We start from the raw sequence: 22,128 nt of genomic DNA, 5'->3' as shown, positions 1-22,128 counted from the left end.
TGTCTCCTTCCTTATTAGGGAACTGATTTAACCTTCTGATTGCCTTAGACCGCATGTGACATCGTGAACGGACCGATTTCTTTCGGTTTCCATCGGTATAGGCACCGGTAGACCAGTGCGACAATCGGTGAGAAAAATTGAAAATTGGCTCTGTCACTGAAAGATCAATGGCAGGAGTCGGCGAAGTTCAAATCGAACGAATTCTTTCAAAAGGGCACCTGAGGGATGCCTTACTCAGTCAAGAGTCGGCACCAAAGACACAGACAGAGGCACGGAATTCTCCATCACCTGTTTTGTTTATGTCTTAGCACTCTCCTGAAGATCTTGAGGGCATGCGAACCATATGCCGTTATGCAGCTGCAGCGCTATCTCTACAGGAAGACCCTCCCGCTTAAAAGCCTTATCAAGTTCCAGGACTGTTTTCTTAAATACATCGGCTTCTAACATTTGTACGACGGCATTAGCCGCCTGTCGTCTTTCTCGCTCAGTCAATTCTCCGGAGTGCGCGAATCCCCTCCTGCGGCCACGAATAGAGCGTACGTACTGTTCACCATCCGGGGAGTTCTCCAAAGTCTCCTTCACGCCTTCAAGGTAAGCAAACAGGCCGGGATAGATGTGTTTCATTTCGGCCAAGATCTGCTGAGCTTGCTCGAACCCTCTGAACCCGAGCCCCAAATTGTCCTTGAGCGACCATTCGGTTCCACCGTAGCAAATGGAGAAGTTGACAGTCTTGGCCTGAGCACGAGAGTTCGCATTTCTTGGCCCAGCGATGCCTAGTCGTGGTAGACTCAGCCACTGTGTTCGACAAAAGAGGGAGAGTTCCATGCCTGAAGTTGACCAACAGGTCCGATCAGAGGATACAGCTATTGGAGGCCGGGAACTCACCAGTTTCCCGCAAAACAGGTCATCAAACGTGACTATGCTCATAGCCGCCAAATCTGAAACGGTTATTCCTATAGTGAGTCGAGGGCGATGAGCTGGCAAGGATAGACCAAATCCAGTCGCCCCAGCTCCCCCAAAAGCTTTCACCCTTAAGTGGTGTGACTATGCCCCACAGAGCAACCCAGCCAGTTATGGTGTGTTTTCTTCATTACCGCTATTAGTAGAAATGATGAAATTAGGCGTTTTGATAGGACTGTTAATTCCAAAAAAGAGAGAACTGAGCAGCCCTTGCGTAGAATTGACAATGACAAAAAGAACCGACCGGATCGCGATTCTCAGAACCCGCCCCGGTTCCACCCTCTGTACCACGACAATGAAAGTGCTATACTGCCCACAACGGTCTTGCATGCTGCCGATAGTCACGGGGAGACATCCCGTATTGAATGCGGAAAACTTTGGAGAAATGTTGTAGGTTGTTGAAGCCCCAGCGAAAAGCGATTTCGCTGATCGATTGTCGGTGAAAAAGATCATTCAATAAATCCCGTGCGATTCGCTCCAGTCTCATGAAGCGAATGTAGGCTGTGATGGTAGTACCTTCCTTGGAAAAAATACCACTCAACCGTCGAACCGACATACCCATGGCTTTTGCGACCATTTCCCTCGACAAGTCGGAATTGCCGAGATTTGCGTGAATATAAGACTTGGCTCGCAACATCAGATGCTGTTCCGGCCGGCTTAACTCGAATGTGCTGTTTTCAAGTGATGCCAGTCCGGTTGCGATGAGATCAAGTACGGTATCCTTCATATAATGCTGCACTACTTCATCGGTATTGCCGATTATTCGAGAGAAATCGACAAGACTTCCACTCACAAGCCTCCCGATCTCGTTGCCTCTGCTGACCTTTCTGGCCATCAGAAGTTCACAATTTGGAAGTCGCGCCAAGAGGTCGGATTTCGGAAATTGAAAGACCAACTGCTTGTACGAACGAGGACAGAGTAGTTGATAGGGTTCGGTACTGCTATATATCGCAAAGTCCCCTGGGTCCAATTCGGCTATGCGATCATGTTGAATAACATATACTTTGTTCTTCAACTGCACACCCAGCAAAAAGCAATCATCGTTTGAGCGGGCAATATCTTTCTTGCGGCGATTGACAGTTAACGGGTCGGAAAAAACCGAGGAAACCGAAATGCCCGGTAACCGCTCTAACACAAGGCCGCCGTGAAATTCGTCAGCCATTTCCGATTCGCAACCGAGCAGGACATAAACGTCACACACAACTTCCCGCCAATAAGAAAAGCGATCTTTTTCTTTCACCCCTTTTGTACTAAACCTCACGGGCATATTGTACTCGTCTTCTTCAAAGCGCTTTTACGCCAAATAATGGATAGAACGATCTCGGCCACTCTGTCAAGACCAATAGTCACCACCCTTTGGTCGCCTGAAGAGCCACCCCGAGCCCTGAAGCTCCCGTATATCTCGTTCACAGGATTCCCAAAACCCCCTGCAATCTCAACCCGGTTTCTAGTTCAACAGGGCGGCTCATCCAACTAGAGCTAGCTCCTGTCCATGTTTGGGGAGTCCATCATAGAATGCCGTTTTATGCCCGCAGAGACAACTTTTTTTTCCTTCACAGCAAAGCATTGGGCAAGACAACCTGGTAATAAGTTCCGTAAAGTGCGCGTGCATTAAGAAACGCTTTCCAGGACACTACACAACAGGGAGGGAGACCCAATGGCGCAATCACCATTGAAAGTGGCTGCTGTACAGGCAGCACCGGTATTTCTGGATCTCGACAAGTCGGTTGAGAAAGCGATCGCCTTTATGGACGACGCCGGTTCCCAGGGTGTGAAGCTCATTGCCTTCCCCGAGACTTGGATTCCCGGCTATCCATGGTGGATCTGGCTCGGCGCGCCAGCCTGGGGAATGCAATTTGTCGGACGCTATCACCAGAATTCCGTGATTGTTGGCGGCGAGCATGATGAGGCGTTGTGCGAGGCTGCACGTCGCAACAGACTGCACGCAATTGTCGGCGTTTCCGAGAAGGACGGCGGGAGTCTCTACATGGGGCAATGGCACTACGGGCCTGACGGTGAAGTCATTTCCCGTCGTCGAAAATTGAAGCCAACCCACGTTGAACGCACGGTGTTCGGCGAGAGCGACGGCAGTCACCTGGTTGTTCACGACACCGAAATCGGCCGGGTTGGAGCCCTGTGTTGTTGGGAGCATTTGCAGCCGCTCACCAAGTACGCCATGTATTCACAAAATGAGCAAATTCACATAGCCTCCTGGCCCAGCTTCAGCCTCTACAGCGGCATTGCCTACGCCTTGGGGCCTGAACTGAACAGCGCCGCCAGTCAAATGTACGCCGCCGAAGGCCAGTGTTTTGTGGTGGCCGCCTGCGCGACGATTTCGCAAGAGATGGTCGATCTTCTTTGCGACACTCCGGACAAGGCCGAGTTCCTGAAACCCGGCGGTGGCCATGCGCGCATTTTCGGTCCGGATGGCTCGCCCTTGGCAGAACCATTGCCGGAAAACGCTGAAGGGTTGCTTGTTGCGGAAATCGATCTAGGTATGATCGCCTATGCCAAATCAGTCGCCGACCCGGTGGGGCATTATTCACGCCCCGATGTCGTTCGTTTGATGTTCAACTCCAGTCCCAATCCTGTAGTTATGCCCTTTAGCGGGGAACATAAAGTGGTGTCGAATACATTGGAACATGATCCCTCCGACGAAAGAAAGGGAGGCAACGATATCTCATGAAGATCTTACAAGTGCGAAACGCGACCATCAAAATCGAATATGCAGGCAAAAAAATTCTAGTTGACCCCATGCTGGCAGAAAAGGGGGCATATCCTGGATTCGAGGGCACTGTCAATAGCCATAAGTTCAATCCGCTAGTCGATTTGCCTCTTTCCGTAAACGAGGTTCTTGATGTCGATGCGATAATTGTTACCCATGTTCACCCGGACCACTGGGACGAAGCCGCCAAAAATCTGGCGCCTAAAGAGATGCTTATCTTTGCGCAGAACGAGAAAGATGCAGCAGACATTCAGGCGACAGGATTCATCAACACTCGGATTCTGACCGAGCATACTGTTTTTTATGACATAACTCTCATCAAAACCCCTGGCCAGCATGGCACTGATGAGGCCCTAGGAAGAATGGGGGATGTACTGGGGGAAGTATGCGGTGTTGTCTTTAAGCATCCTGACGAAAGAACCCTTTATCTCGCAGGGGATACTGTCTGGAATCAGTACGTCGAAGATAATCTAAACAAATATGCACCCGATGTCATTGTCCTGAACAGCGGCGACGCTCAGGTCATTGGCCTTGGCTCCATCATCATGGGCAAACAGGATGTTTATGATGTGTATCAGGCAGCAGCAGGGGCAACCATTATTGCCAGCCATATGGAGTCTGTGAACCACGCAACTCTATCGAGAAAAGAACTGCGTGACTTCCTCAAGGAAAATGGGATGACGCAGCGCGTATTAGTGCCTGAGGATGGTGAATCATATGGCTTCTGATACTTCACAAACTCAACGGCTATGTCTGGGTCAGGCTTGGCATATGGATTTGGCCATATTAACAATGAAATAGGCCCAGTATGAAGAATCTTCAGCAAATCGTTCAGTCTGCGGCAGCGGGTGACAAGGGAGCGTTTTCAGAATTGGTCATCCGATTTCAGGAAATGGCAGTTGCCTTGGCAAAACGACGGCTGAGAGACACAGGACTGGCGGAGGATGCTGTGCAGGAGGCTTTTCTAATGGTCTATGCGCAGCTTTCGGATCTCAGGGATTTGAGTGCGTTCCCTGCCTGGTTCAGAAGGATTCTTTCTTCTTGTTGTAATCGTCTCGAAAGACAATGGCAGATGTTCTCCCCAGTCGACCTGGATTTCCTAGGCGAGGTTGTCGATTGCCAGCCCAGCCCTCTGGAGGCCATGGTTAGTCTCCAGACCCGATCCATGGTGGCAGACGTTTTGGCGTCTTTGGAAGGTGTGAGCCGTGAGGCGTGCGTTCAACGTTATGTCTTTGGCCGTTCCTACAAGGAAATCGCAGACATGCTTGGTGTACCCCAAGGAACCATAAAAAGGCGCCTAAATGATGCAAGAGACAAGATCGTTCAGAAAGTCAAAGATCAGCATCGGCCTGTTATTCGAGTTGGATACCTGCCGGTATCAGATCATCTCATGGCTATGGTGTCGCATTCAATTCACGATCACCAGAACTTTGAAATCCATCTCAAAAAATATCTGTCCTGGTCGAGCCTGGCATCCTCTCTTCGAGGCGGATTGCTGGACGCTGCCTTTATCATGGCTCCTTTGGCCATGGCCCTCCGCAATGAAGGACTTCCAATCCTTTATGTCATGGACGCCCACCATGAGGGGAGTGCCATAACTGTGAGAAATAATGAGATGAGCCGTCGGACTTCGTCCTGGCGCCGCGTAGGCATGCCGCACATTGTCTCGACACATGGTTTGATGCTTTCCAGCCTGATAGAAGTCTCCCCGAAAAGACCTTTGTCCGGAATGCAAGCCAAGTATCTGGGGCCTTCGTATCTTCTCAGCTCTCTGGCCTCGTCCGACATCGACGCTTTCTTATGCGCGGAACCCTGGAACACCAAAGCTGCCTGCGAGGGCATGGGCCAAATCTACGCGAGGTCAAAAGATATACTGCCTGGACACATTTGCTGCATTCTGGTTGTGAGGGAAGAGTTTGTTGATAAAGAATGCGAAATTTTTGTGGATTATCTTAGACTGCTTCGCGCGGCAAATGCGTATATCAGGAAAGCGCCCGAACATTGCTCCAAGATACAGGAGCAATATACGGGTGTCTCTGCCAAGATCATCCTAGAGGTGCTTACGGGAACCGACATCTCCTTCAATGAAATAGAGCCCGATCGAAGCCGAATTGAATCTTTGATGAGCCTGGCGCTTAATACCGGTGTTTTAGACCGACCTTGCGATTTGGACAGATTTGTTCGGTCTGACTTCATCTAGCTCGACGTCCGGAAATGGGGTGTAAGTCTCTGACATTCCGTCCCGCGGCCCCCCGAAAAAAATCATCTGAACCGAACCTTTTTTTCCTGAGATCGCTCTCTTTTGTGAAACACGATTAGAGGGGATGTGACGAGTTGGTCTCATCCAGGCACTGACTCAGTGGCGATCGCCATTTCCAAGGGAGGAACCCGACTTGGTAGATTATCATCCCATTAGGATTGGGAACGCAACCATAGGAGGACCGCACGGATCTACGACCGGTTTGGTGGTGGGCAGCATTTTCTATGACAAGCACTCGATTGTTGCTGATTCCTTCTCGGGGGAATTTGATGCACGCCGCGCAGCCGCTTTGGTAGACCGAGTAAACACGCTTAGTGGACGTTACGGAGTCCAGATGGGGTTTGACGTCATCGCCGCGACCGCAGAAGCAATGGAGAGGTTTCTAGAATTTGTCGGCAAGCGTACCAGCCTGCCATTGCTTATCAACTCTACCGAGGCAGAGGTGCGTCTTGCGGGACTCGAAGCCGCCGCCAAGCTTCAAATTCTGGGGCAATGCATCTATGCGTCGCTTAATGAGGACACGGAAAGCTCTGAACTGCAGGCCTTGGGCCGCCAACGCCCAGCCGCTGTCATGCTCCTCGCCGCCGATGTGGGCAACCCAACACCCGAAGGAACCTGTGAAATGATTGAATCGTTTTTCAGTCCCATGTTGAAGGAGATCGACGTCACTGTGCCGATCGTCGACGTTGGAACCATGGATCCTCCCTCTGTGGGACTGAATCTTCGTCAGATAAGCGCTGTTCGGGAGCGGTTCGGCTATCCGGCGGGATGTGCCTTCTCTAACTGCTTTTCCCAATGGACAGGTCTAAGTAACCTTGGTCGAGAATGGGTCGATTTGTCATTGGCTGCCGCCCTTGTAGCTTGCCGAGCCGCTGGAGGGGATTTCTTGCATTACGGCATTATCGAGAAGGCCGCAGTGGCGGCTCATGTTGCCGGAACCGCGGAAGTGTTCTACGGCTTTGCAGCCCAGGAATTGGACGGAGTGACTCTGCCAAGAGAACATGCCCTATGGAAAATGTTCAAATTGTCGTCAGAGAACACTTAAGGCCGTTTGAATGGTTTCCTTCCTGCAGTCGATAGGAGCACCCGGCTTGAGGCACTTCGGCTGGTGGGGAAAAGGAGGTGAGGTCATAGAAACTAATCCATGCGATTAGATGTTAAGAAATCCTTTTCTTGATTCGGAAACAACATAATCTTGCCAATGGAGTGGATCGGAATGAGCATACCGAAAATGACCAGCCGAGAAAGAGCTATTGTGGCAGTAACTATGGAATCGCTGCCCGACCAAGTACCTGTAAATCCCCTGTTCTTGTCACGCGGCATTCGCGAGGGAGGTGTCAGGGTCGACCAGGTACTCTTTGATGGCGAGGCACAAGCCAGAGCCAAAATCAAGGCTCTTGAGAAGTTTGGAGGCGACGTAATAGTGGCCGGCACCGACATATTGGTACCGGTGGAAAATCTGGGAGCGGTGTTGGAGTACCTCCCATATGCGCAGCCCTCCCTGGTCCAACACCCTGCGCCAACCAAAGAGGACTTTTATCGCCTGAAGGAAGCTTATTTCTCGAAAGGGTTCAATCCCGAAAAAGGGCGCATGAGAGCCATTCAACAGGAAATCCGTACGTATATCAAAGCAGGACTGAAAGATACCCATGTGCTGGCCACGCCGGTCTGCGGTCCTATCACCACAGCCCAAATGGTGACAGGCACAGACGAGTTTTTCACCTTCCTGGCAGAAGATCCGGAGTTTGCCAAGGAAATTATCGAACTCTGCCTCGACAACGCGAAGAGCATTGCGGCAATGATGGTCGAAGCGGGAGTCGATGTGGTAAATGTCCCCGATCCCTTCTGTTCCTGCGATATTCTTCCGCCCGACATGTTCCGCGAGTTCGGACTGCCTTACCAGAAAGATCTGTTCGCTTATATCAAGGAAATCGGAGGATTCCCCTTCTCCCACTGTTGCACATATACCGAACCGATTTGGTCCGACGTCGTCACTAGCGGATGCGTCAATTTCAACGGCGACCTTTACCCTGGAGCGGATGTCGCGAAGCGAGCCATAGGCGGTCAGATGTCGCTGATGGGCACTCTCAGTCCTTACTCGACGCTTACTCACGGCACCCCCCAGGACGTGGCCAACGAGGTGAAGAAACTGGCAGCCGAGGTTGGATACAATGGCGGATTCATCGTCATGCCGGGGTGCGATATCGACTGGACGGTGCCTGACGAAAACTTGCGAGCGTTGATCGATACGTGCGCGTCAATCAAATACCCGATGGATGTAGAGGCCCTGGGTGACCTCAGCAAAGTCTACCTGCCTGGCCACCCGCAACATCCGGGCATGCGCAAGATCTCCACGGAGAGCGACCCCTTAGTCAGGATGGGGATTCAAAAGGCCCGGGTAGCTGAGAGATCTCCGGAAGAAGAGGTATTCTTCAATCTGGCAGACGCGATTCTGGAATATGACGGAGAAAAGGTGGTCGAATGGACCAGCAAGGGCCTTGAGCGGGGCCTGTCCCCTCAGCAGATCATCTTCGACGGCCTGTCCTTGGGGATGAAGATGGCTGGAGACCTGTACGAGCGCAACGAACGTTTCGTTACCGACATGTTAAAGTCGGCCAAGACCATGGAAAAGGCGATGGTCATCCTGACTCCGCTACTTGAAGCTGGCGCCGCGGGAGAGAGAAAAAAGGAGACAGTGATTGTGGGGCTGGTTCGAGGTAACGCACAGGATATAGGAAAGAACCTCGTAGTCCTCATGTTAAAAGCCAGCGGATTCAACGTGATTGATTTGGGTAAGAACGTGAAAGCCGAACAGTTTGTTAAAGCTGCTCAGGTTCACAACACAGTCGCTATTGGCATGTCGGTGATGACCAACTCGTCGGTAGTTTACGCGCAAGAAACCGTTGATGCGCTCAAGGCGCAAGAGCAGCCTGGAAAGTACCTCGTGATAGTCGGAGGAGCCGCCATGAATGATCAGATTGCCGCAAAGATGGGCGTGAAGTACGGCTCCGACGCCAACGCAGCGGTGGCTTTGGTGAAGGACCATGTCTCGGCACTTGCACAAGAATCGTCAGTCTAGTGTTACGATCTCGAAATAGGAGTGCCATTCGCGAGGTCAAATAGGCTTTTCAAGATGGGCGTTCGTAGCGAGTGATTAGCTCTCTTACCTACAGGACGCAAACACTAGATGCTGGGCCTTCTCGAAGAACAGGAGGGTGTGTACACCCTCCTCGGCGAAGTCCCATAGCCAATGCTTACAGCGTCACTCCAAAATGAAGGGCTTACCACCGGAGAGTCGCCTCAAAAAAACCGGCGTCAGCAAGTTTGATTCGAGGAAGGAGAGACAGCATGCCGATCTATGAGTTCTTTTGTGCCGAATGTTCCGCAAGTCGCGACGTGCTCGTCGATCAAAGGACGAAGAATGAACTGGAACTCCTCTGTGTTCAGTGCGGTGGTGTGATGAAGGCGTCGGAAGTTTCTATGTTTAGTGTCGTCTCATCCTCCAGAGCAGCGAACGGAAAGCGCATCCGTCCCCAAGGAGCCAAGTCTTGCGGGCATACGCATGCCTGCCGTTGCGCAGTCAAACTGACAAGGCCCAACCCGTTCCAAGCACAGGTCGATGCTGCCCTTGGAAAGACTGAGCCAGAATGAATCGGATGTGCTGATCGCTTCACTCGAGTCATTGCCCAGAAAAAACAGAATGCGTGGTAGCCGTTCAGTTTTGTAGTGCATGCTGCTTTCCGTGGTAGCGAATGCTCTGGGCGTGCTATCTGGAGCAGATACTATGGAGCACTCTTCGAAAGAACGACAAGACCAATCCGGGTATACCGAAAAAACCGCTCTTCGTGACATCTGGCGTTTGTGGTTGGGCGCATTTCTCGGAATCACTGGTCTGGGTTTTGCCCACTTCAATATTCCGGACGGTGAGGCTGCATTTGCGCTCATAAGTGCCTTTGGTGCCTCGGCGGTTCTCGTGTTTGGCAACAGACGGCACTTCTTCGCCCAGCCGCGAAGTCTTGTTGGAGGGCACGTGATCTCAGCGCTTGTCGGAGTTTTGTCCTTCAAGATCCTCCACGGGCATCCATTGCTTGCGGCTTCAATTGGAACTGCCACTGCTATCGCGCTGATGCAGGTGACGAGAACGCTCCATCCACCGGGGGGAGCCACAGCACTTTTTGCAGTCATTGGCCCTGAAAAAATTCACGATCTCGGGTTTTTCTATGTGCTTGCGCCAGTCGGAGCAGGGGCGTTGTTCCTCCTGCTCATCGCACTTGCATTTAACAATATTGGGAACCACAGGCGTTACCCTGAATTCTGGTTCTAGCGGATCGCACGGGCGTTTCCTTTTCTGTCACTTGGCTACAAGTTTTCCAAAGAACACACGAACCGATTGACGAATTGCATCACGCTACTTCGAAGCGACCGTCACGGTTCGAGGCCCCCTGGGAGTGCAGCTCCATCTACGTGATTGTCTCACTCGAAAACGAACAGTGGACATTCTCGTAGAGCTAAGACTCCAAATCCATCGCCCGCGGGACGGTGCCGTCTGTCTCCAATATCCCAGCTCGAAGCCATTTGCGAATGAGGCGAAGAAACGGTTTATCATCGATGCGTTCCTCGAGCATCTTGATCATCCATTCATGATCTATGCACGGTAGTGTGCAGCTCACCTGTTATTCGTTAGGAGCACAGACACTCGGTTTCAATGGAGACACACGCTTTCGACTGGACGTGCTCCTGAAGCCCCAGAATCCCGAGCTGATACGGTACGAGACAACCCGCACCAACGCTGATCGAGACCGCTTCCTGAAACTGGTTAAGAGCGTGTGGCACGGTATCAAGAAGGAAGTCTTCTTTCCTAAAGAGGATTGGCAGTACGGGCAATGCCCGTTTGTCGGTCCTTGCAAGGAATGGTAGGAGGTCGAAATGGCTACCAGAGCCAAACCTGTACAGATTGAACCCCGCGTGGAGCCTGTGCAGCATAAGGTCGCCGTGGAACTGGATCGTGGCAGCGTTTCCGTTTCACGGGATGGCCTGATCTTTTCCATCAGCGGCAAGAATGTTCGGCTGCAACGTCAATCCCCATTGAGTCTCACCTTTGAAGCGGAGAGGTAGAGTTCGATGACTGCGAAATCGCCGTGAGGGCTGAAGAGGACGCGATTAAGCTGCACCTGGATTAAAAGCTTCTGAACCATCAGCAGAATGAGGGGGCAGCGCATACTGGATCGCCACGAAATGCCTGATAGAGGAATCTCGGGCATCGAACTTGCCGAGTTCGAAGTTCTTATGCTTATCAAAGCATTTCCACCTGAGCATTTGCAACGAATACTGAAAGAGGAAGGAGTTGCCACGCTGGAACAGCTTGACTGTCTCACTCTGCGGAATTTCCTCCACTACCTACGTTCCCTGTGATTGCCCGCCTGTACTCGTTTCGCCGCACCTATTATATTTGCGGCTTTCTTTTCCCCGTTTCGGTGCACGCGTTCTCCTGCATATCGCTGTACAATGCCCAAGAAATCGGGATCGCAATGGCGGTCCTGATTGGCGTGCCTCTGTATAATCGAATAGTTACAAGAACAGAATCCTATCCTTAGATGTCCGGATGACCGGATTTGATTTTGGCCGGGCCTTCGCTGTGCGCCAAGCTTCTTGCTGCCTTCCACAGTGACTGGTTTGCCGGAAAACTGGCAGTTGCTTCTCAACGGCCCTGAAAGTTCGGTTTCCTCTTTTCGAGAAAGGCATTCATGCCTTCGACTCGGTCTTCCGTTGCGAAACAAATCGAATAACAGCGTGCTTCGAGCTGCAAAGCCGTTCTCATATCGGCCTGCAAGCCATTGTTGATTGCCGCCTTAGCCATCTGGAGTGCCACGGGGCCGTAAGAGGCCATTTTCTGTGCGAACTCGTAAACGGTTTTGTTAAGCTCCGCCATCGGGACCACTCGGTTCACCAATCCATATTCAAGGGCCTGTTGGGCTGTGATGCGATCACCTGTCAGGATAAGCTCCTTGGCGCGCCCCACCCCAATGAGGCGTGGAAGACGCTGCGTCCCACCGTATCCGGGGATGATTCCCAACTTGATCTCTGGCAGTCCCATTTTGGCGCTTTCGACAGCTATCCGGATGTCGCAACACAGTGCCAACTCGGTTCCACCGCCAAGAGCGTACCCGTTGATTCTGGCTATTACGGGCTTCGGAAAATTTTCAATCCGTGAGCATACCTCCTGACCCTTTGGAACTTCTGAAAGGGTTTGAACATATTCAAGACCTTTGGCCATGATGGAAATGTCGCCCCCAGACACAAAAGCCTTCGTACCTGCACCGGTGAGGACAGCGACACGAACGGACTCATCCGACTCGATTGCATCGAGTGCGTCGTCAATTTCCAACATGGTATGATAGCGAATGGCATTCAGCAAGTGGGGACGATCGACAGTGATGGTTGCAATCATCCCGTCCGTCGTGAGCTTGATATCCTCATAAGCGTTTGTCATTGTGTAATCCTCACGAGAATAACTTGAACGGCTTTTTGGTGCCGTCCTCTATGTAGTCGTAGAATCCCTTGCCGTTCTTCCTGCCGAGGCGGCCTGCCTCCAGCATTTTCCTGTACAAGATGTTGAGGCGATCGTTCTCTCGATGGGTGTAGGAAAACACTTCATCGCTCGCCATCTGAATGACATCAAATCCACCGAAGTCGGCCAACTCACAAGGACCCATGGGGTGGCCTGCTCCCAGCCTCATGGCAATGTCGATCTCGTCAGCCGTTGCCGTTCCTTCCAGAACCATTTGAGCCGCTTCCATATAGAGTCCCATAAGCAAGCGGTTCACAATGAAACCGGGGATGTCCTTAACCTTAATCGGAGTCTTCCCCATTTTTCTGCACAGGGCTAGTGTAGTCTCAATCGTTTCTTCCGACACCCCAAGCGGGGTAACCACCTCAACGAGCTTCATGACTGCAGCCGGATTGAAGAAATGAGTCCCAATGCATTTCTCTCCGCGCTTGGTTGCGCCGCCGATCGCCGTGACAGACATGACGGAAGTGTTTGTGGCTAGGATAGTGTGGGGAGGACAGATCTGGTCTAGTTGAGCGAAGAGACTCTTTTTCAACTCCATCTTCTCAGGTACTGCCTCGATGACGAAATCGGCCTGCTCCGCAGCCTTGCTGAGATCTGTATGTGTGCATATGCGCGAAACGACGGCATCCCCCTCCTCACGGGACATCTTCCCTTTCGCCACGAAATGCTTCTCGATGTTGGCTTTCACTGATGAAGCCGCTTGGTCGAGCATTTGCTGATCAATGTCATACAACGAGACCTCAAGGCCGGAAACCGCTGCTGTCTGAGCAATTCCACGCCCCATCGTTCCGGCCCCTAGGACGGTCAATTTCTCGATTTCCATGAGTATCCTCCCATCCGAATCGGAAGAAATCTACGAGGAGCTTTCTCCCATCTGGATCGACGTTCGTTTTCAACGCCCCTTACCCATTGCCTCGCATTATGATCGCTCGGAGAAGTTTTGTAGGCGAGGCATATTCAGAAGGATATCAGTCAGTGGCGAGCGTGTCAACACAATTCTAGCTGCCCCGCATCTTCGCTCATACGCTGCTAAGCGAGCAGTGAGCGCCATGAAAAGCGCTCACAAAAGGCATATAGCTGGACAACCTGGAGCGACGTCCGCGATTTTTCTCCGCCTTTTGAAAAAAGATCTTGACAACTCTGGTTGAATCCTCTTCACTATCTGTATGATAACGAGTGGTAATCAATTGGCCATTTTTCTTTTACGGATCGAGGAAAAGCTGGAACGCATCGGGGCTACCTGATCCTGTCTCGCGTTCCTTCCTATAAAGCAGGGACAGAAAGGATGGCGGAGAATGAGAAACAACGTCGGAAATCTGTTGTCAAAGCGAGCTTTCTTGCATCCGGACAAGGAGGCCTTTATTGACGTCCATCAGAACAAGAGACTCACTTATTCGCAGTTCAACGAGAACGCGAATCGAACTGCCAACGCGCTTGCGAGTATCGGTGTCAAGAAAGGCGACAGAGTGGGCATCCTGTTAATGAACAGTGCGGAGTACATGGAGCTCTTTTTCGCCATCGCAAAGATCGGAGCTGTATGTGTGCCACTCAACATTAGACTGGTAGCTGATGAGCTCACGTACATTATTAAGGATTCTGGAACTCAGACACTGGTGTACGGAAACGACTTTCAGAAGGTGGTAGCTGAAATCCGGGCAAAGGGTGCGACTGCTACCGACGTAGTGAATTGGGTTCACGCCGGAAACGGTTCCGAAACTGACACGTTTGGGCACAATTTTGAAGAATTGAAAACCAAAGCCGTCGAAACGGAGCCGGAACGTTCCGGTTTCGAGGACGATCCTCTATTTATCATGTACACCTCAGGGACGACCGGGCTGCCCAAGGGCGCTGTTCAAACACACAATACCGTACTCTGGGCCGCGCTCACTATGGCGGCCACATGGGAAATGCGCCAGAGCGATCGATTCCTGGTTGCCCTGCCTCTTTTCCATGTCGGTGCTCTCATGCCCGCGGTTATGTCCGTTTATTGCGGCATAGCGACGGTGACGACCAAGGCCTTTGACCCGTCATTGTATTGGAAGGTCATCGAATCCGAGCGGATTACCAATTCGCTTATGGTTCCGACCATACTACATCTGATGCTTCAGGTTCCCGAAAAGGGATTCTCCGATTTTTCAGCGTTTCGTTGGATAGCTCTGGCCGGGGCACCCATACCTGTTTCGCTTCTGGATTCGAGTACAGCTATCGGCCTCCACGTCGAACAGCTATTTGGCCTCACGGAAGCTTGCGGCCCTGGATGTCAGCTAATGGGCGCCGATGTGGCGAGGAAGGTCGGATCAGCGGGCAAACCTTTTCTCTTCACAGAAGTTAAAGTAGTCGATTTGGACGACAAGGAAGTTCCCCCTGGCACACCAGGCGAATTGATTATCCAGGGTAAGAACATCATGAGAGAGTATTGGAATCTACCGGAAGAAAGTACTCACACGCTTCGAGGAGGCTGGCTGCACACAGGTGACGTGGCCACGATGGACGAAGAGGGCTTTGTATACATCGTAGATCGTCTGAAGGACATGATCATTTCAGGGGGAGAGAATATTTATCCTGCTGAAATAGAGAAGATTATCGCCGGTGTTCCCGGGGTCAGTCAGGTGGCAGTCATAGGACAACCTGACCCAAAGTGGGGTGAGACTCCGATGGCTCTCGTAGTCCCGCAGGCTGGCTGCAGCCTAGATGAACAACAAGTTCTCGAGTTTTGCCAAGGCAAAATGGCACGGTACAAGATTCCCAAGACAGTGAAATTCATGGAGGCCCTGCCACTCACTCCTACGGGCAAAGTTCAGAAGAGGATACTGAGACAACAACTCAGTGACGAGTAACTTCCATCCTACCCAACCGAGGTGACAACTCATGGACGCGAACGATGTAGTCATCGTCAGTGCCGTTAGAACACCATTCGGCAGATTTGACGGCGTTTTGAAGGGCACTGATAGCATAGATCTCAGCGTGATGGTCCTGAAAGAGGTCCTCCGTCGTGTAGATCTGGATGCTAGGGACGTGGACGAAGTCTACTACGGAACCTGCATCCCGGCCGAGTACGCAATCTACACCAATGTCCCGGCCAGACAAATAACACTGCTCGCTGGGTTCCCTGAGGATACGATATCGCTGACCATCGATCGAGCGTGCTGTTCTTCCATGACAGCACTGAGGCTGGGGTACAGAGCGATAAAAGCCGGAAATGCGGAAGTGGTGATTGCATCCGGAGCTGAGAATATGGGCAACGTTCCCTTCATTGCCAGTGCGGCAAAAACCAGGTGGGGCAACCGGTTGGGACCTATTGAGCTGGAAGATGTCCTGTTTGAGCTGGGATATGGTCGTAAGGGCTTTGCACCGGTTGCAACCGATGCCGGACATGTGGCTGTCGAATATGGAATTTCCCGGGAGATGCAGGATGAGTGGGCCATGCGCAGCCATGCGAAATGGCATCAGGCTTACGAGGCAGGTAAGTTCAGAATCGGCGAAGAGATAATGCCCGTCAAGATTCCCCAGAAGAAGGGCGATCCACTCAGCATGGAGAGGGACGAGTCTCCAAGGGACAACTTGAGTCCGGAAAGAATGGCAAAGCTCAGTACCGTCTACGGCAGCCCAACCGTCACTGCCGGCAATGCTCCGGGATTAAATTCGGGAGCATCGGCCATTGTGATCATGAGCCGAGCCAAGGCGGAGAGTCTTGGCCTCCAACCACTTGCCTCCATCAATGCCTGCGAATGCGCCGCCGGCGCTCCCAAGTACATGGCATGTGTCCCTGCTCAGGCCATTGAGAAAATGTTGACCAAGCTAGGCAAGACCGTTGGTGAAATGGATCTGATCGAAATCAACGAGGCCTTCGCTGCGGTAACGCTGGTGTCTTTGAAGATGCTGGCAGGAAACGACCTGGAAAAGTTTCAGGCCTTGAAAGAAAAGACCAACGTAAATGGCGGGGCAATCGCCATTGGGCATCCGGTGGGCGCGAGCGGTGCCCGCATCACCATGACTCTGATGTACGAACTGATGAGGCGCGGTGGCGGAACCGGAGTGGCGGCCATATGCGGAGGCCTTTCACAGGGAGAGGCAATCGTGGTCGAGGTCTAAACCGAGGTGAGCAGAGCGGGTTTCGTTTAACTGGCGGCATTCGTCAAAAATCATATGAGTAGGCTCTCGGCATTAGTGGCTGCACGAAAGCAGGAGTACAGGTCATGACCGTGAATCTCGATCAAGTTGAGCCTCTGACCCTCAAAGGGCAGATTGCCGTACCATACACATGGTGGGTGGGCGAAGTAGGTAGCAGGTTTCTCATTTCTCTCAGGGACGAGGCGAAGATACTAGGCAATCGATGCCACCGATGCAACACCGTCTATGTCCCGCCACGTAAGAACTGCGGCAGATGTTTCGTCGACATCGATGGGTTCGTGGAACTGAGCGATCAGGGGACTGTGTCGGCTTACAGCGTCGTTCGTTTCAAATATCCTCTTCAGCCGGTGGAACCGCCTTTTGCATACGCCTTGATTCGTCTCGATGGTGCAGATGTGAGCTTGATCCATATCATCAAGGATGATTTGGGCAGACTGAAAAATGGAGTTCGTGTCAAAGCCAAGTTCAAGGAGCCGAGTGAGCGAACAGGGCACATCCTCGACATCGATTCCTTTCAGATCATCTGACCCTTACGGAGAAGGACATGGACAATATAGCGGTAGTCGGTATTGCACAAACCAAATATGAACGAAGAAAGAAGGACAAAACTTTTTACGATCTCGTTTTCGAGATGACCAAAGAGGTCTTGGACGATGCCGGTCTTACCTTGAAAGACATAGACAATGTCATCACCGTTTCAAACGACTTCCTCGACGGAAGGACCATATCGTCAATGGCAGTTGGCGAGGCTGCCGGTGCATGCAACAAAAACATTTCGACAGTGGAAGGGGACGGAACATTCGGAGCTTTTTACGGAGCAATGCGAGTGCTGGGCGGTTTCAAGACGACATTGGTGGTGGCCCATTCCAAAGGAAGCGAAGGTGAGATGGCGTACATCACCAACGGCATGTTCGACCCAATCTATCAACGTTCCCTTGGCTTAGAGTCCATTACGGCGTCCGCTCTCCAGGCAAATGCATACATGGACCGCTATGGGATTAGAGAAGAGTCCTTTGCACAGGTGTCGGTGAAGAACCATGGCAATGCCCAAAACAACCCGTACGCTCACCTGCCTATGAATTTGACGGTCGAAGCAGTCATGGGTTCGCGAAAGATAGCCGATCCTCTTAAGCTGCTAGACTGCAGTCCGATAAGCGACGGAGCGGCTGCCATCATTATTGCCAACGAATCCCATGCCTCAAAGACCAAGACTAAACCTGTTTGGATAAAGGGTGTTGCCCATTGTGCCGATGCGTATTTCCTTGGGGACAGAGATCTAGCAGATCCCATGGCCCTTCGGGACGCTGCCGGCAGGGCGTATGCCATGGCCGGGATTACCGACCCCATGAAAGATCTGGACGTGGTGGAACTGTACGACGCGTTCAGCTACATGGAACCCTTGTGGCTGGAAGGACTGGGAGTCTGCAACCCAGGTGAAGGATACAGACTGATCGATGAAGGCATCACCAGCATGTCGGGTACATTGCCGGTAAATCCCTCTGGAGGCGTACTCTCGTCCCATGCAGTGCTCGTAGCGGGGTTAGCGAGGATTATTGAAGCTGTGATCCAGTTGAGAGGCGAGGCTGAACGTCGTCAGGTACCAGGCGCAAAGACTGCGTTAGCGCACGGCATCAACGGACCCTGTGGCCAGAGTCACTGCGTGTGGGTTTTGAGTTCAGAGAAGTGAGAGGCAAAAACATGGCGCAAGGGGTTGCAATCGTAGGCACAGGACAAACGGATCACCGAAGCCATAGGCCGGACGTAAACGGTCGTGAGATGATATATGAAGCCGTAACAAGGGCTTTGGACGACTGTGAGTTGTCAATTCATGACATTGATGCGGTGGTCATCGGGAACATGGATCATTTCGAGTCCATCAATTATGTGGACACCTGGAGCGTTGAGGGTTCCGGCGGAATCATGAAGCCGATCATGAAGGTGACCACCGGCGGTACCACAGGCACCTCGGTAGCCATTGCTGCATATTATCACGTAGCCTCGGGGCTGTTCGACAAAGTGCTCGCAATTGGGTGGGAGAAGAACTCCGAAAGTGATACCACCGCTGCCATCATCACATGTAGCGATCCGATCTGGGATCGGTTCTCGTATTCCGGCGCAATACCAAGTCTAGCAACGGAAGCCAGCGCTTACATGAAACAGTATGGCGCAACTCAGGAGGATGCCGCGAGAGTAACGGTAAGAGATCGCTCTCATGCTCTGAACAATCCTCATGCACATCTTCGAAGACCTATTACCATAGAAGATGTAATGACGTCACCTATGCTCGCATATCCAATCAAGTTGCTGGACGTGTGCCCAAGAACAGACGGGGCGGCCGCTGTCGTCTTTGCCGCAGACGGAGTCGCCCAGAAGATCGCTCCCAAACCTGCTTGGATAAAAGCCTGTGCTGTGCGCCACACGTACACCTGGTTCGGGGATGTAGACTACAACGCGGGGCTGGCTTCCCTGCAGGGAGCTTCCAGGGACGCGTATCAGCAAGCGGGAATCAGAAATCCTGCGGACGATATCGATGTGGCTGAACTGTACCTTCCTTATTCCTATGCCGGGCTTAAATGGATTGAGGACTTAGGGTTCTGCGGCCCAGGAGAAGGACCAGGTTTCATTGCGGACGGGCACACCAATATGGGCGGTAAAATACCCATCAACCCGTCCGGGGGAGTCATTAGTACCAATTGTATTGGTGCAACTGCTCTTTTAAGGGTAGCGGAGGCTGCTGGTCAGGTCATGGGAAAGGCCGGTCAAAGGCAGGTTCCCGATGTGAAAGTGGCATTGGCTACGGGTTTCGGTGGATGTTTTTGGTCCGATGTGGTGATCTTGGGCGCAGTACGCCCGTGAGAGGATCAAGGAGAAACGACCATGACAACTGAACGGGATTACGGTCGGTTACTAACACAAACCTTTAGTACTCCCATGCCATACGAATGGTCTATTGGGAAATATGGCAGCGTATTTTTTCACGAAATCAAGGAGCACCAGCGTTTTGTAGGGATTCGTTGCCCGCAATGCGGAAAAGTGTACGTGCCACCACGAAGACTATGCGCTCCTTGTTGGAACGAAATGGAGGAATTTGTTGCTCTACCGAACATGGGGACCATCATGGCCTTTTCCGTAGTGAACTATCCGTTTCCAGATCCGGCCACGGGCGTGCAACGTCCTATTCCCTATACCTATGGATGTATCAGAATAGACGGATCCGATAATATCTTTTACCACGTCATAAACGAGACGAACGTGGAAAAGATCGCTGTAGGCATGAAGGTAGAAGCTGTATTCAGGGACAAAGAAGAAATGCAGGGGAATATTCAAGATATCAAGCATTTCAGAATCCTGGACTGAACAGATCGCACGTACCCCGGCTGATCAAGTGGAATAGTCTCATGAGTTGAGGCCCTGATGTCTTATCCGGTAGTAACCGAGACGCAGAAAGTGTCTCAAAATTCTCGAATGCGCAAAAATCGTGCCACGATTCATCATTCCTGTAGGGGCAGGTCTCGTGCCTGCCCTTCTGCAATGACCGGCACGGAGGCCGGTCACTACCGGGCACCCACGAGGGGCGCCCCTACAATAGGGCCGGGACATGATGAGAAAGTCGTGCCACGATCCAGAATAAACTCTGACTTTTGAGACAGTTTCCGCAACCCGTGGCTAGATAGGATAAAGGCCTAGGAGTGATCGCTGAAAGGAGAGATCGATATGACATTACCTTCTGGAACGATTGTCGTAGGAGAGGCGCTCAGGGAAGCCGCCAGAGTCATGACCGATCGGGTAGCCTACGTTTATGAGGGACGAGACATCAGCTTCAGGGAGATGGACGAGATCTCGGACCGAGTGGCAGCAGGGTTACTGATGCTCGGATTCCGAAAAGGAGATCGTTTGGGCGTCATAGGTCTCAACCAACCTGAGTGGCTGTACGCCTATTTTGCCGCCGCAAAGATTGGAGTGATCGTTGTCGGGTTGAGTGTGCGTTATCGCGAGAGTGAGCTGCAATTCATCCTCAACCAATCCGGCACGCGGGGACTGGTCACAATTGCCGCCTTAGGGGATCAGATGGACTATGTCCGTTTCCTTGACGAGTTTCGGAACAAAGTCCCGCGCGTTTCCGACTTCATCTTCGTCGGGGGCGGCGGCTTCCAAGGAAGCCACTCTTTTGAGGCGCTTATGCAGACGGAAGTCGATCTTCCGGCCCTGAACAAGGCAAAAGCCCAAGTTCAGCCTTCTGACCCTGCCATGATCATATACACCTCGGGCACCACGGGTAGACCGAAGGGAGCAGTGCTGACCCATGAGTCCATGCTTGCTGCTGCCCTAGCTGAAGCCGAACATCTTCAGGTGGACGAGCATGATATTCTTCAAATGGCCATGCCATTGAACCACGTTGGGGGAATTACCTGCTGCATTCTGACCATGCTCTTGGGCAAAGGGCTTATCGAGTTGGTTCCCGTGTTCAATCCGAACCAAATGATCGAAATGTTTGAAGCTCATCCCCCAACCCTCATCATTGGGGTCCCCACCATGCACACTCTCCTGTTAATGAAAGAAGAAATGGGTTGTGCTCCGGTGGAAAAGGTTCGTGTGGTAATCACAGGGGGCTCTAATGCTGATCCGAATCTTCTGACCAAGTTGCGCGAAGTCTATCGCAACGCCACGGTGATGAACCTTTACGGCCTTTCCGAGACGTCGGGGGCAGTAGTGATGAGCCCTTGGGATTCAGACTTTGATTCCACGGTACACTCCATAGGAAAACCCATGGGGATGATTCAGGTAAAGGTAGTAGATGTCAACGGTACCGATGTCCCCGGAGGAGAGGTGGGCGAGCTACTCTTCAAGGGGAGGATGGCTGCTGCGGGTTATTTCGGCCAACCAGAAGAGACTGGGGCAACCTTTGACGCAGATGGGTGGGTTCATACCGGTGACCTGGGTTATCTCGACGAGCGTGGATACATCTATCTCAAAGGTCGGCTGAAAGAAATGTTCGTTCAGGGAGGATACAATGTCTACCCCGTTGAGGTGGAGAACGTGATTTCCTCTCACCCGAAGGTCGGCATGGTCGCAGGAATAGGGGTGCCGGATGCTGTAATGGGCGAGATCGGTCGATACTATGTCGTGCCCAAGCCGAATGAAGAGTTATTACCGGAGGAAATAGTGAGTTTCTGTAAAGAGCATGTGGCCGATTACAAGGTACCCAAGCAGGTGGTTGTTTGCAGGGAATTGCCTTTGACCCCCGCGGGCAAGGTGATGAAATCAAAACTCAAAGAAGATTTTGAAAAGAACGGCATTTGAACCAAGAAAGAATTGGATGGCTTCATGCAGGCCAAAGGGGCATCGAGCCTGAAAGCAAGGCCGCTGTGGATCGACCCGGATTCACCCCCCTAGCGTTGATCGAGTTACTGACGCTAAGAGCTTAGGCCCATTTGAGAAGCCAATGAGCCCAGGATCGTCATCTTCGCTGCGGAGATATAC

At 52.0% G+C, this 22,128-nt stretch carries 20 protein-coding genes; 16 read left to right on the top strand and 4 right to left on the bottom strand.

Annotated elements, in window-relative coordinates; translation table 11 throughout:
• Nucleotides 1–297 precede the first annotated feature (297 nt).
• Nucleotides 298–984: a DNA polymerase gene (locus DESTI_RS26980; protein WP_157212289.1), complete on the bottom strand. Its 687-nt coding sequence runs from the start codon at nt 982–984 to the stop codon at nt 298–300.
• A 280-nt stretch (nt 985–1,264) separates the two neighbouring features.
• Nucleotides 1,265–2,227: a helix-turn-helix domain-containing protein gene (locus tag DESTI_RS26975; RefSeq protein WP_014813128.1), complete on the bottom strand. Its 963-nt coding sequence runs from the start codon at nt 2,225–2,227 to the stop codon at nt 1,265–1,267.
• Between the two features lie 390 nt (nt 2,228–2,617).
• Here DESTI_RS26975 and DESTI_RS26970 point away from each other — a divergent pair, with 390 nt between their 5' ends.
• The 9 genes from DESTI_RS26970 to DESTI_RS26930 all read left to right on the top strand — a co-directional run bounded on the left by DESTI_RS26970 (nt 2,618) and on the right by DESTI_RS26930 (nt 11,060).
• Entirely contained in the window at nt 2,618–3,646 is a 1,029-nt protein-coding gene (locus DESTI_RS26970) for a carbon-nitrogen hydrolase family protein (protein WP_014813127.1), read from the top strand.
• Complete coding sequence (locus tag DESTI_RS26965) at nt 3,643–4,413, top strand: MBL fold metallo-hydrolase (RefSeq protein WP_014813126.1); 771 nt, start codon at nt 3,643–3,645, stop codon at nt 4,411–4,413. Before DESTI_RS26970 ends, DESTI_RS26965 begins: the two co-directional genes overlap by 4 nt.
• Before the next feature lie 80 nt (nt 4,414–4,493).
• Complete coding sequence (locus DESTI_RS26960) at nt 4,494–5,885, top strand: sigma-70 family RNA polymerase sigma factor (RefSeq protein WP_014813125.1); 1,392 nt, start codon at nt 4,494–4,496, stop codon at nt 5,883–5,885.
• 193 nt (nt 5,886–6,078) lie between these two features.
• Entirely contained in the window at nt 6,079–6,990 is a 912-nt protein-coding gene (locus DESTI_RS26955; protein ID WP_014813124.1) for a tetrahydromethanopterin S-methyltransferase subunit H family protein, read from the top strand.
• A 171-nt stretch (nt 6,991–7,161) separates the two neighbouring features.
• The gene (locus DESTI_RS26950) at nt 7,162–9,024 is read left to right on the top strand and encodes an MtaA/CmuA family methyltransferase (RefSeq protein WP_014813123.1); all 1,863 of its coding nucleotides are present in this window, start codon (nt 7,162–7,164) and stop codon (nt 9,022–9,024) included.
• 269 nt (nt 9,025–9,293) lie between these two features.
• Entirely contained in the window at nt 9,294–9,596 is a 303-nt protein-coding gene (locus DESTI_RS26945) for a zinc ribbon domain-containing protein (protein WP_014813122.1), read from the top strand.
• 133 nt (nt 9,597–9,729) lie between these two features.
• Nucleotides 9,730–10,269, top strand: a complete 540-nt coding sequence (locus DESTI_RS26940) for an HPP family protein (protein ID WP_014813121.1) — start codon at nt 9,730–9,732, stop codon at nt 10,267–10,269.
• 323 nt (nt 10,270–10,592) lie between these two features.
• A complete protein-coding gene (locus DESTI_RS26935; protein ID WP_014813120.1) occupies nt 10,593–10,862 on the top strand; it encodes a hypothetical protein in 270 nt (89 codons plus the stop codon).
• Between the two features lie 9 nt (nt 10,863–10,871).
• Nucleotides 10,872–11,060 (top strand): hypothetical protein, encoded by a 189-nt coding sequence (locus DESTI_RS26930; protein ID WP_014813119.1) that lies wholly within the window; start codon nt 10,872–10,874, stop codon nt 11,058–11,060.
• A gap of 583 nt (nt 11,061–11,643) precedes the next feature.
• Here the strand turns inward: DESTI_RS26930 and DESTI_RS26915 are convergent.
• Nucleotides 11,644–12,435, bottom strand: coding sequence for an enoyl-CoA hydratase/isomerase family protein (locus tag DESTI_RS26915; protein WP_014813117.1), 792 nt, complete (start codon nt 12,433–12,435; stop codon nt 11,644–11,646).
• 10 nt (nt 12,436–12,445) lie between these two features.
• Complete coding sequence (locus DESTI_RS26910) at nt 12,446–13,339, bottom strand: 3-hydroxyacyl-CoA dehydrogenase family protein (protein ID WP_014813116.1); 894 nt, start codon at nt 13,337–13,339, stop codon at nt 12,446–12,448.
• Between the two features lie 472 nt (nt 13,340–13,811).
• Here DESTI_RS26910 and DESTI_RS26905 point away from each other — a divergent pair, with 472 nt between their 5' ends.
• The 7 genes from DESTI_RS26905 to DESTI_RS26875 all read left to right on the top strand — a co-directional run bounded on the left by DESTI_RS26905 (nt 13,812) and on the right by DESTI_RS26875 (nt 21,948).
• Entirely contained in the window at nt 13,812–15,353 is a 1,542-nt protein-coding gene (locus tag DESTI_RS26905) for a long-chain-fatty-acid--CoA ligase (RefSeq protein WP_014813115.1), read from the top strand.
• Between the two features lie 31 nt (nt 15,354–15,384).
• Nucleotides 15,385–16,608, top strand: coding sequence for a thiolase family protein (locus DESTI_RS26900; protein WP_014813114.1), 1,224 nt, complete (start codon nt 15,385–15,387; stop codon nt 16,606–16,608).
• Between the two features lie 104 nt (nt 16,609–16,712).
• On the top strand, nt 16,713–17,174 hold the full coding sequence (locus DESTI_RS26895) for a Zn-ribbon domain-containing OB-fold protein (RefSeq protein ID WP_014813113.1): 462 nt from the start codon (nt 16,713–16,715) through the stop codon (nt 17,172–17,174).
• Between the two features lie 17 nt (nt 17,175–17,191).
• The gene (locus DESTI_RS26890) at nt 17,192–18,334 is read left to right on the top strand and encodes a thiolase family protein (RefSeq protein ID WP_014813112.1); all 1,143 of its coding nucleotides are present in this window, start codon (nt 17,192–17,194) and stop codon (nt 18,332–18,334) included.
• Nucleotides 18,335–18,345: 11 nt separating this feature from the next.
• Entirely contained in the window at nt 18,346–19,503 is a 1,158-nt protein-coding gene (locus DESTI_RS26885; protein ID WP_014813111.1) for a thiolase family protein, read from the top strand.
• Between the two features lie 21 nt (nt 19,504–19,524).
• On the top strand, nt 19,525–20,004 hold the full coding sequence (locus DESTI_RS26880) for a Zn-ribbon domain-containing OB-fold protein (protein WP_014813110.1): 480 nt from the start codon (nt 19,525–19,527) through the stop codon (nt 20,002–20,004).
• A 357-nt stretch (nt 20,005–20,361) separates the two neighbouring features.
• Nucleotides 20,362–21,948: a class I adenylate-forming enzyme family protein gene (locus tag DESTI_RS26875; protein ID WP_014813108.1), complete on the top strand. Its 1,587-nt coding sequence runs from the start codon at nt 20,362–20,364 to the stop codon at nt 21,946–21,948.
• The last annotated feature ends 180 nt before the right edge of the window (nt 21,949–22,128 follow it).

It is taken from the genome of Desulfomonile tiedjei DSM 6799, from assembly GCF_000266945.1.
GTDB classification, from domain to species: Bacteria; Desulfobacterota; Desulfomonilia; order Desulfomonilales; family Desulfomonilaceae; genus Desulfomonile; species Desulfomonile tiedjei.
Note: the sequence above shows the minus strand (reverse complement) of the source record. Positions and strands in the feature narration are given on the sequence as shown.

Bases quoted from the DNA above. Each gene is read 5' to 3' on its own strand.
- DESTI_RS26975 (WP_014813128.1), bottom strand. From the start codon at position 2,227: ATGCCCGTGAGGTTTAGTACAAAAGGGGTGAAAGAAAAAGATCGCTTT.
- DESTI_RS26970 (WP_014813127.1), top strand. From the start codon at position 2,618: ATGGCGCAATCACCATTGAAAGTGGCTGCTGTACAGGCAGCACCGGTA.
- DESTI_RS26965 (WP_014813126.1), top strand. From the start codon at position 3,643: ATGAAGATCTTACAAGTGCGAAACGCGACCATCAAAATCGAATATGCA.
- DESTI_RS26960 (WP_014813125.1), top strand. From the start codon at position 4,494: ATGAAGAATCTTCAGCAAATCGTTCAGTCTGCGGCAGCGGGTGACAAG.
- DESTI_RS26950 (WP_014813123.1), top strand. From the start codon at position 7,162: ATGAGCATACCGAAAATGACCAGCCGAGAAAGAGCTATTGTGGCAGTA.
- DESTI_RS26945 (WP_014813122.1), top strand. From the start codon at position 9,294: ATGCCGATCTATGAGTTCTTTTGTGCCGAATGTTCCGCAAGTCGCGAC.
- DESTI_RS26940 (WP_014813121.1), top strand. From the start codon at position 9,730: ATGGAGCACTCTTCGAAAGAACGACAAGACCAATCCGGGTATACCGAA.
- DESTI_RS26935 (WP_014813120.1), top strand. From the start codon at position 10,593: ATGCACGGTAGTGTGCAGCTCACCTGTTATTCGTTAGGAGCACAGACA.
- DESTI_RS26930 (WP_014813119.1), top strand. From the start codon at position 10,872: ATGGCTACCAGAGCCAAACCTGTACAGATTGAACCCCGCGTGGAGCCT.
- DESTI_RS26915 (WP_014813117.1), bottom strand. From the start codon at position 12,435: ATGACAAACGCTTATGAGGATATCAAGCTCACGACGGACGGGATGATT.
- DESTI_RS26910 (WP_014813116.1), bottom strand. From the start codon at position 13,339: ATGGAAATCGAGAAATTGACCGTCCTAGGGGCCGGAACGATGGGGCGT.
- DESTI_RS26905 (WP_014813115.1), top strand. From the start codon at position 13,812: ATGAGAAACAACGTCGGAAATCTGTTGTCAAAGCGAGCTTTCTTGCAT.
- DESTI_RS26900 (WP_014813114.1), top strand. From the start codon at position 15,385: ATGGACGCGAACGATGTAGTCATCGTCAGTGCCGTTAGAACACCATTC.
- DESTI_RS26895 (WP_014813113.1), top strand. From the start codon at position 16,713: ATGACCGTGAATCTCGATCAAGTTGAGCCTCTGACCCTCAAAGGGCAG.
- DESTI_RS26890 (WP_014813112.1), top strand. From the start codon at position 17,192: ATGGACAATATAGCGGTAGTCGGTATTGCACAAACCAAATATGAACGA.
- DESTI_RS26885 (WP_014813111.1), top strand. From the start codon at position 18,346: ATGGCGCAAGGGGTTGCAATCGTAGGCACAGGACAAACGGATCACCGA.
- DESTI_RS26880 (WP_014813110.1), top strand. From the start codon at position 19,525: ATGACAACTGAACGGGATTACGGTCGGTTACTAACACAAACCTTTAGT.
- DESTI_RS26875 (WP_014813108.1), top strand. From the start codon at position 20,362: ATGACATTACCTTCTGGAACGATTGTCGTAGGAGAGGCGCTCAGGGAA.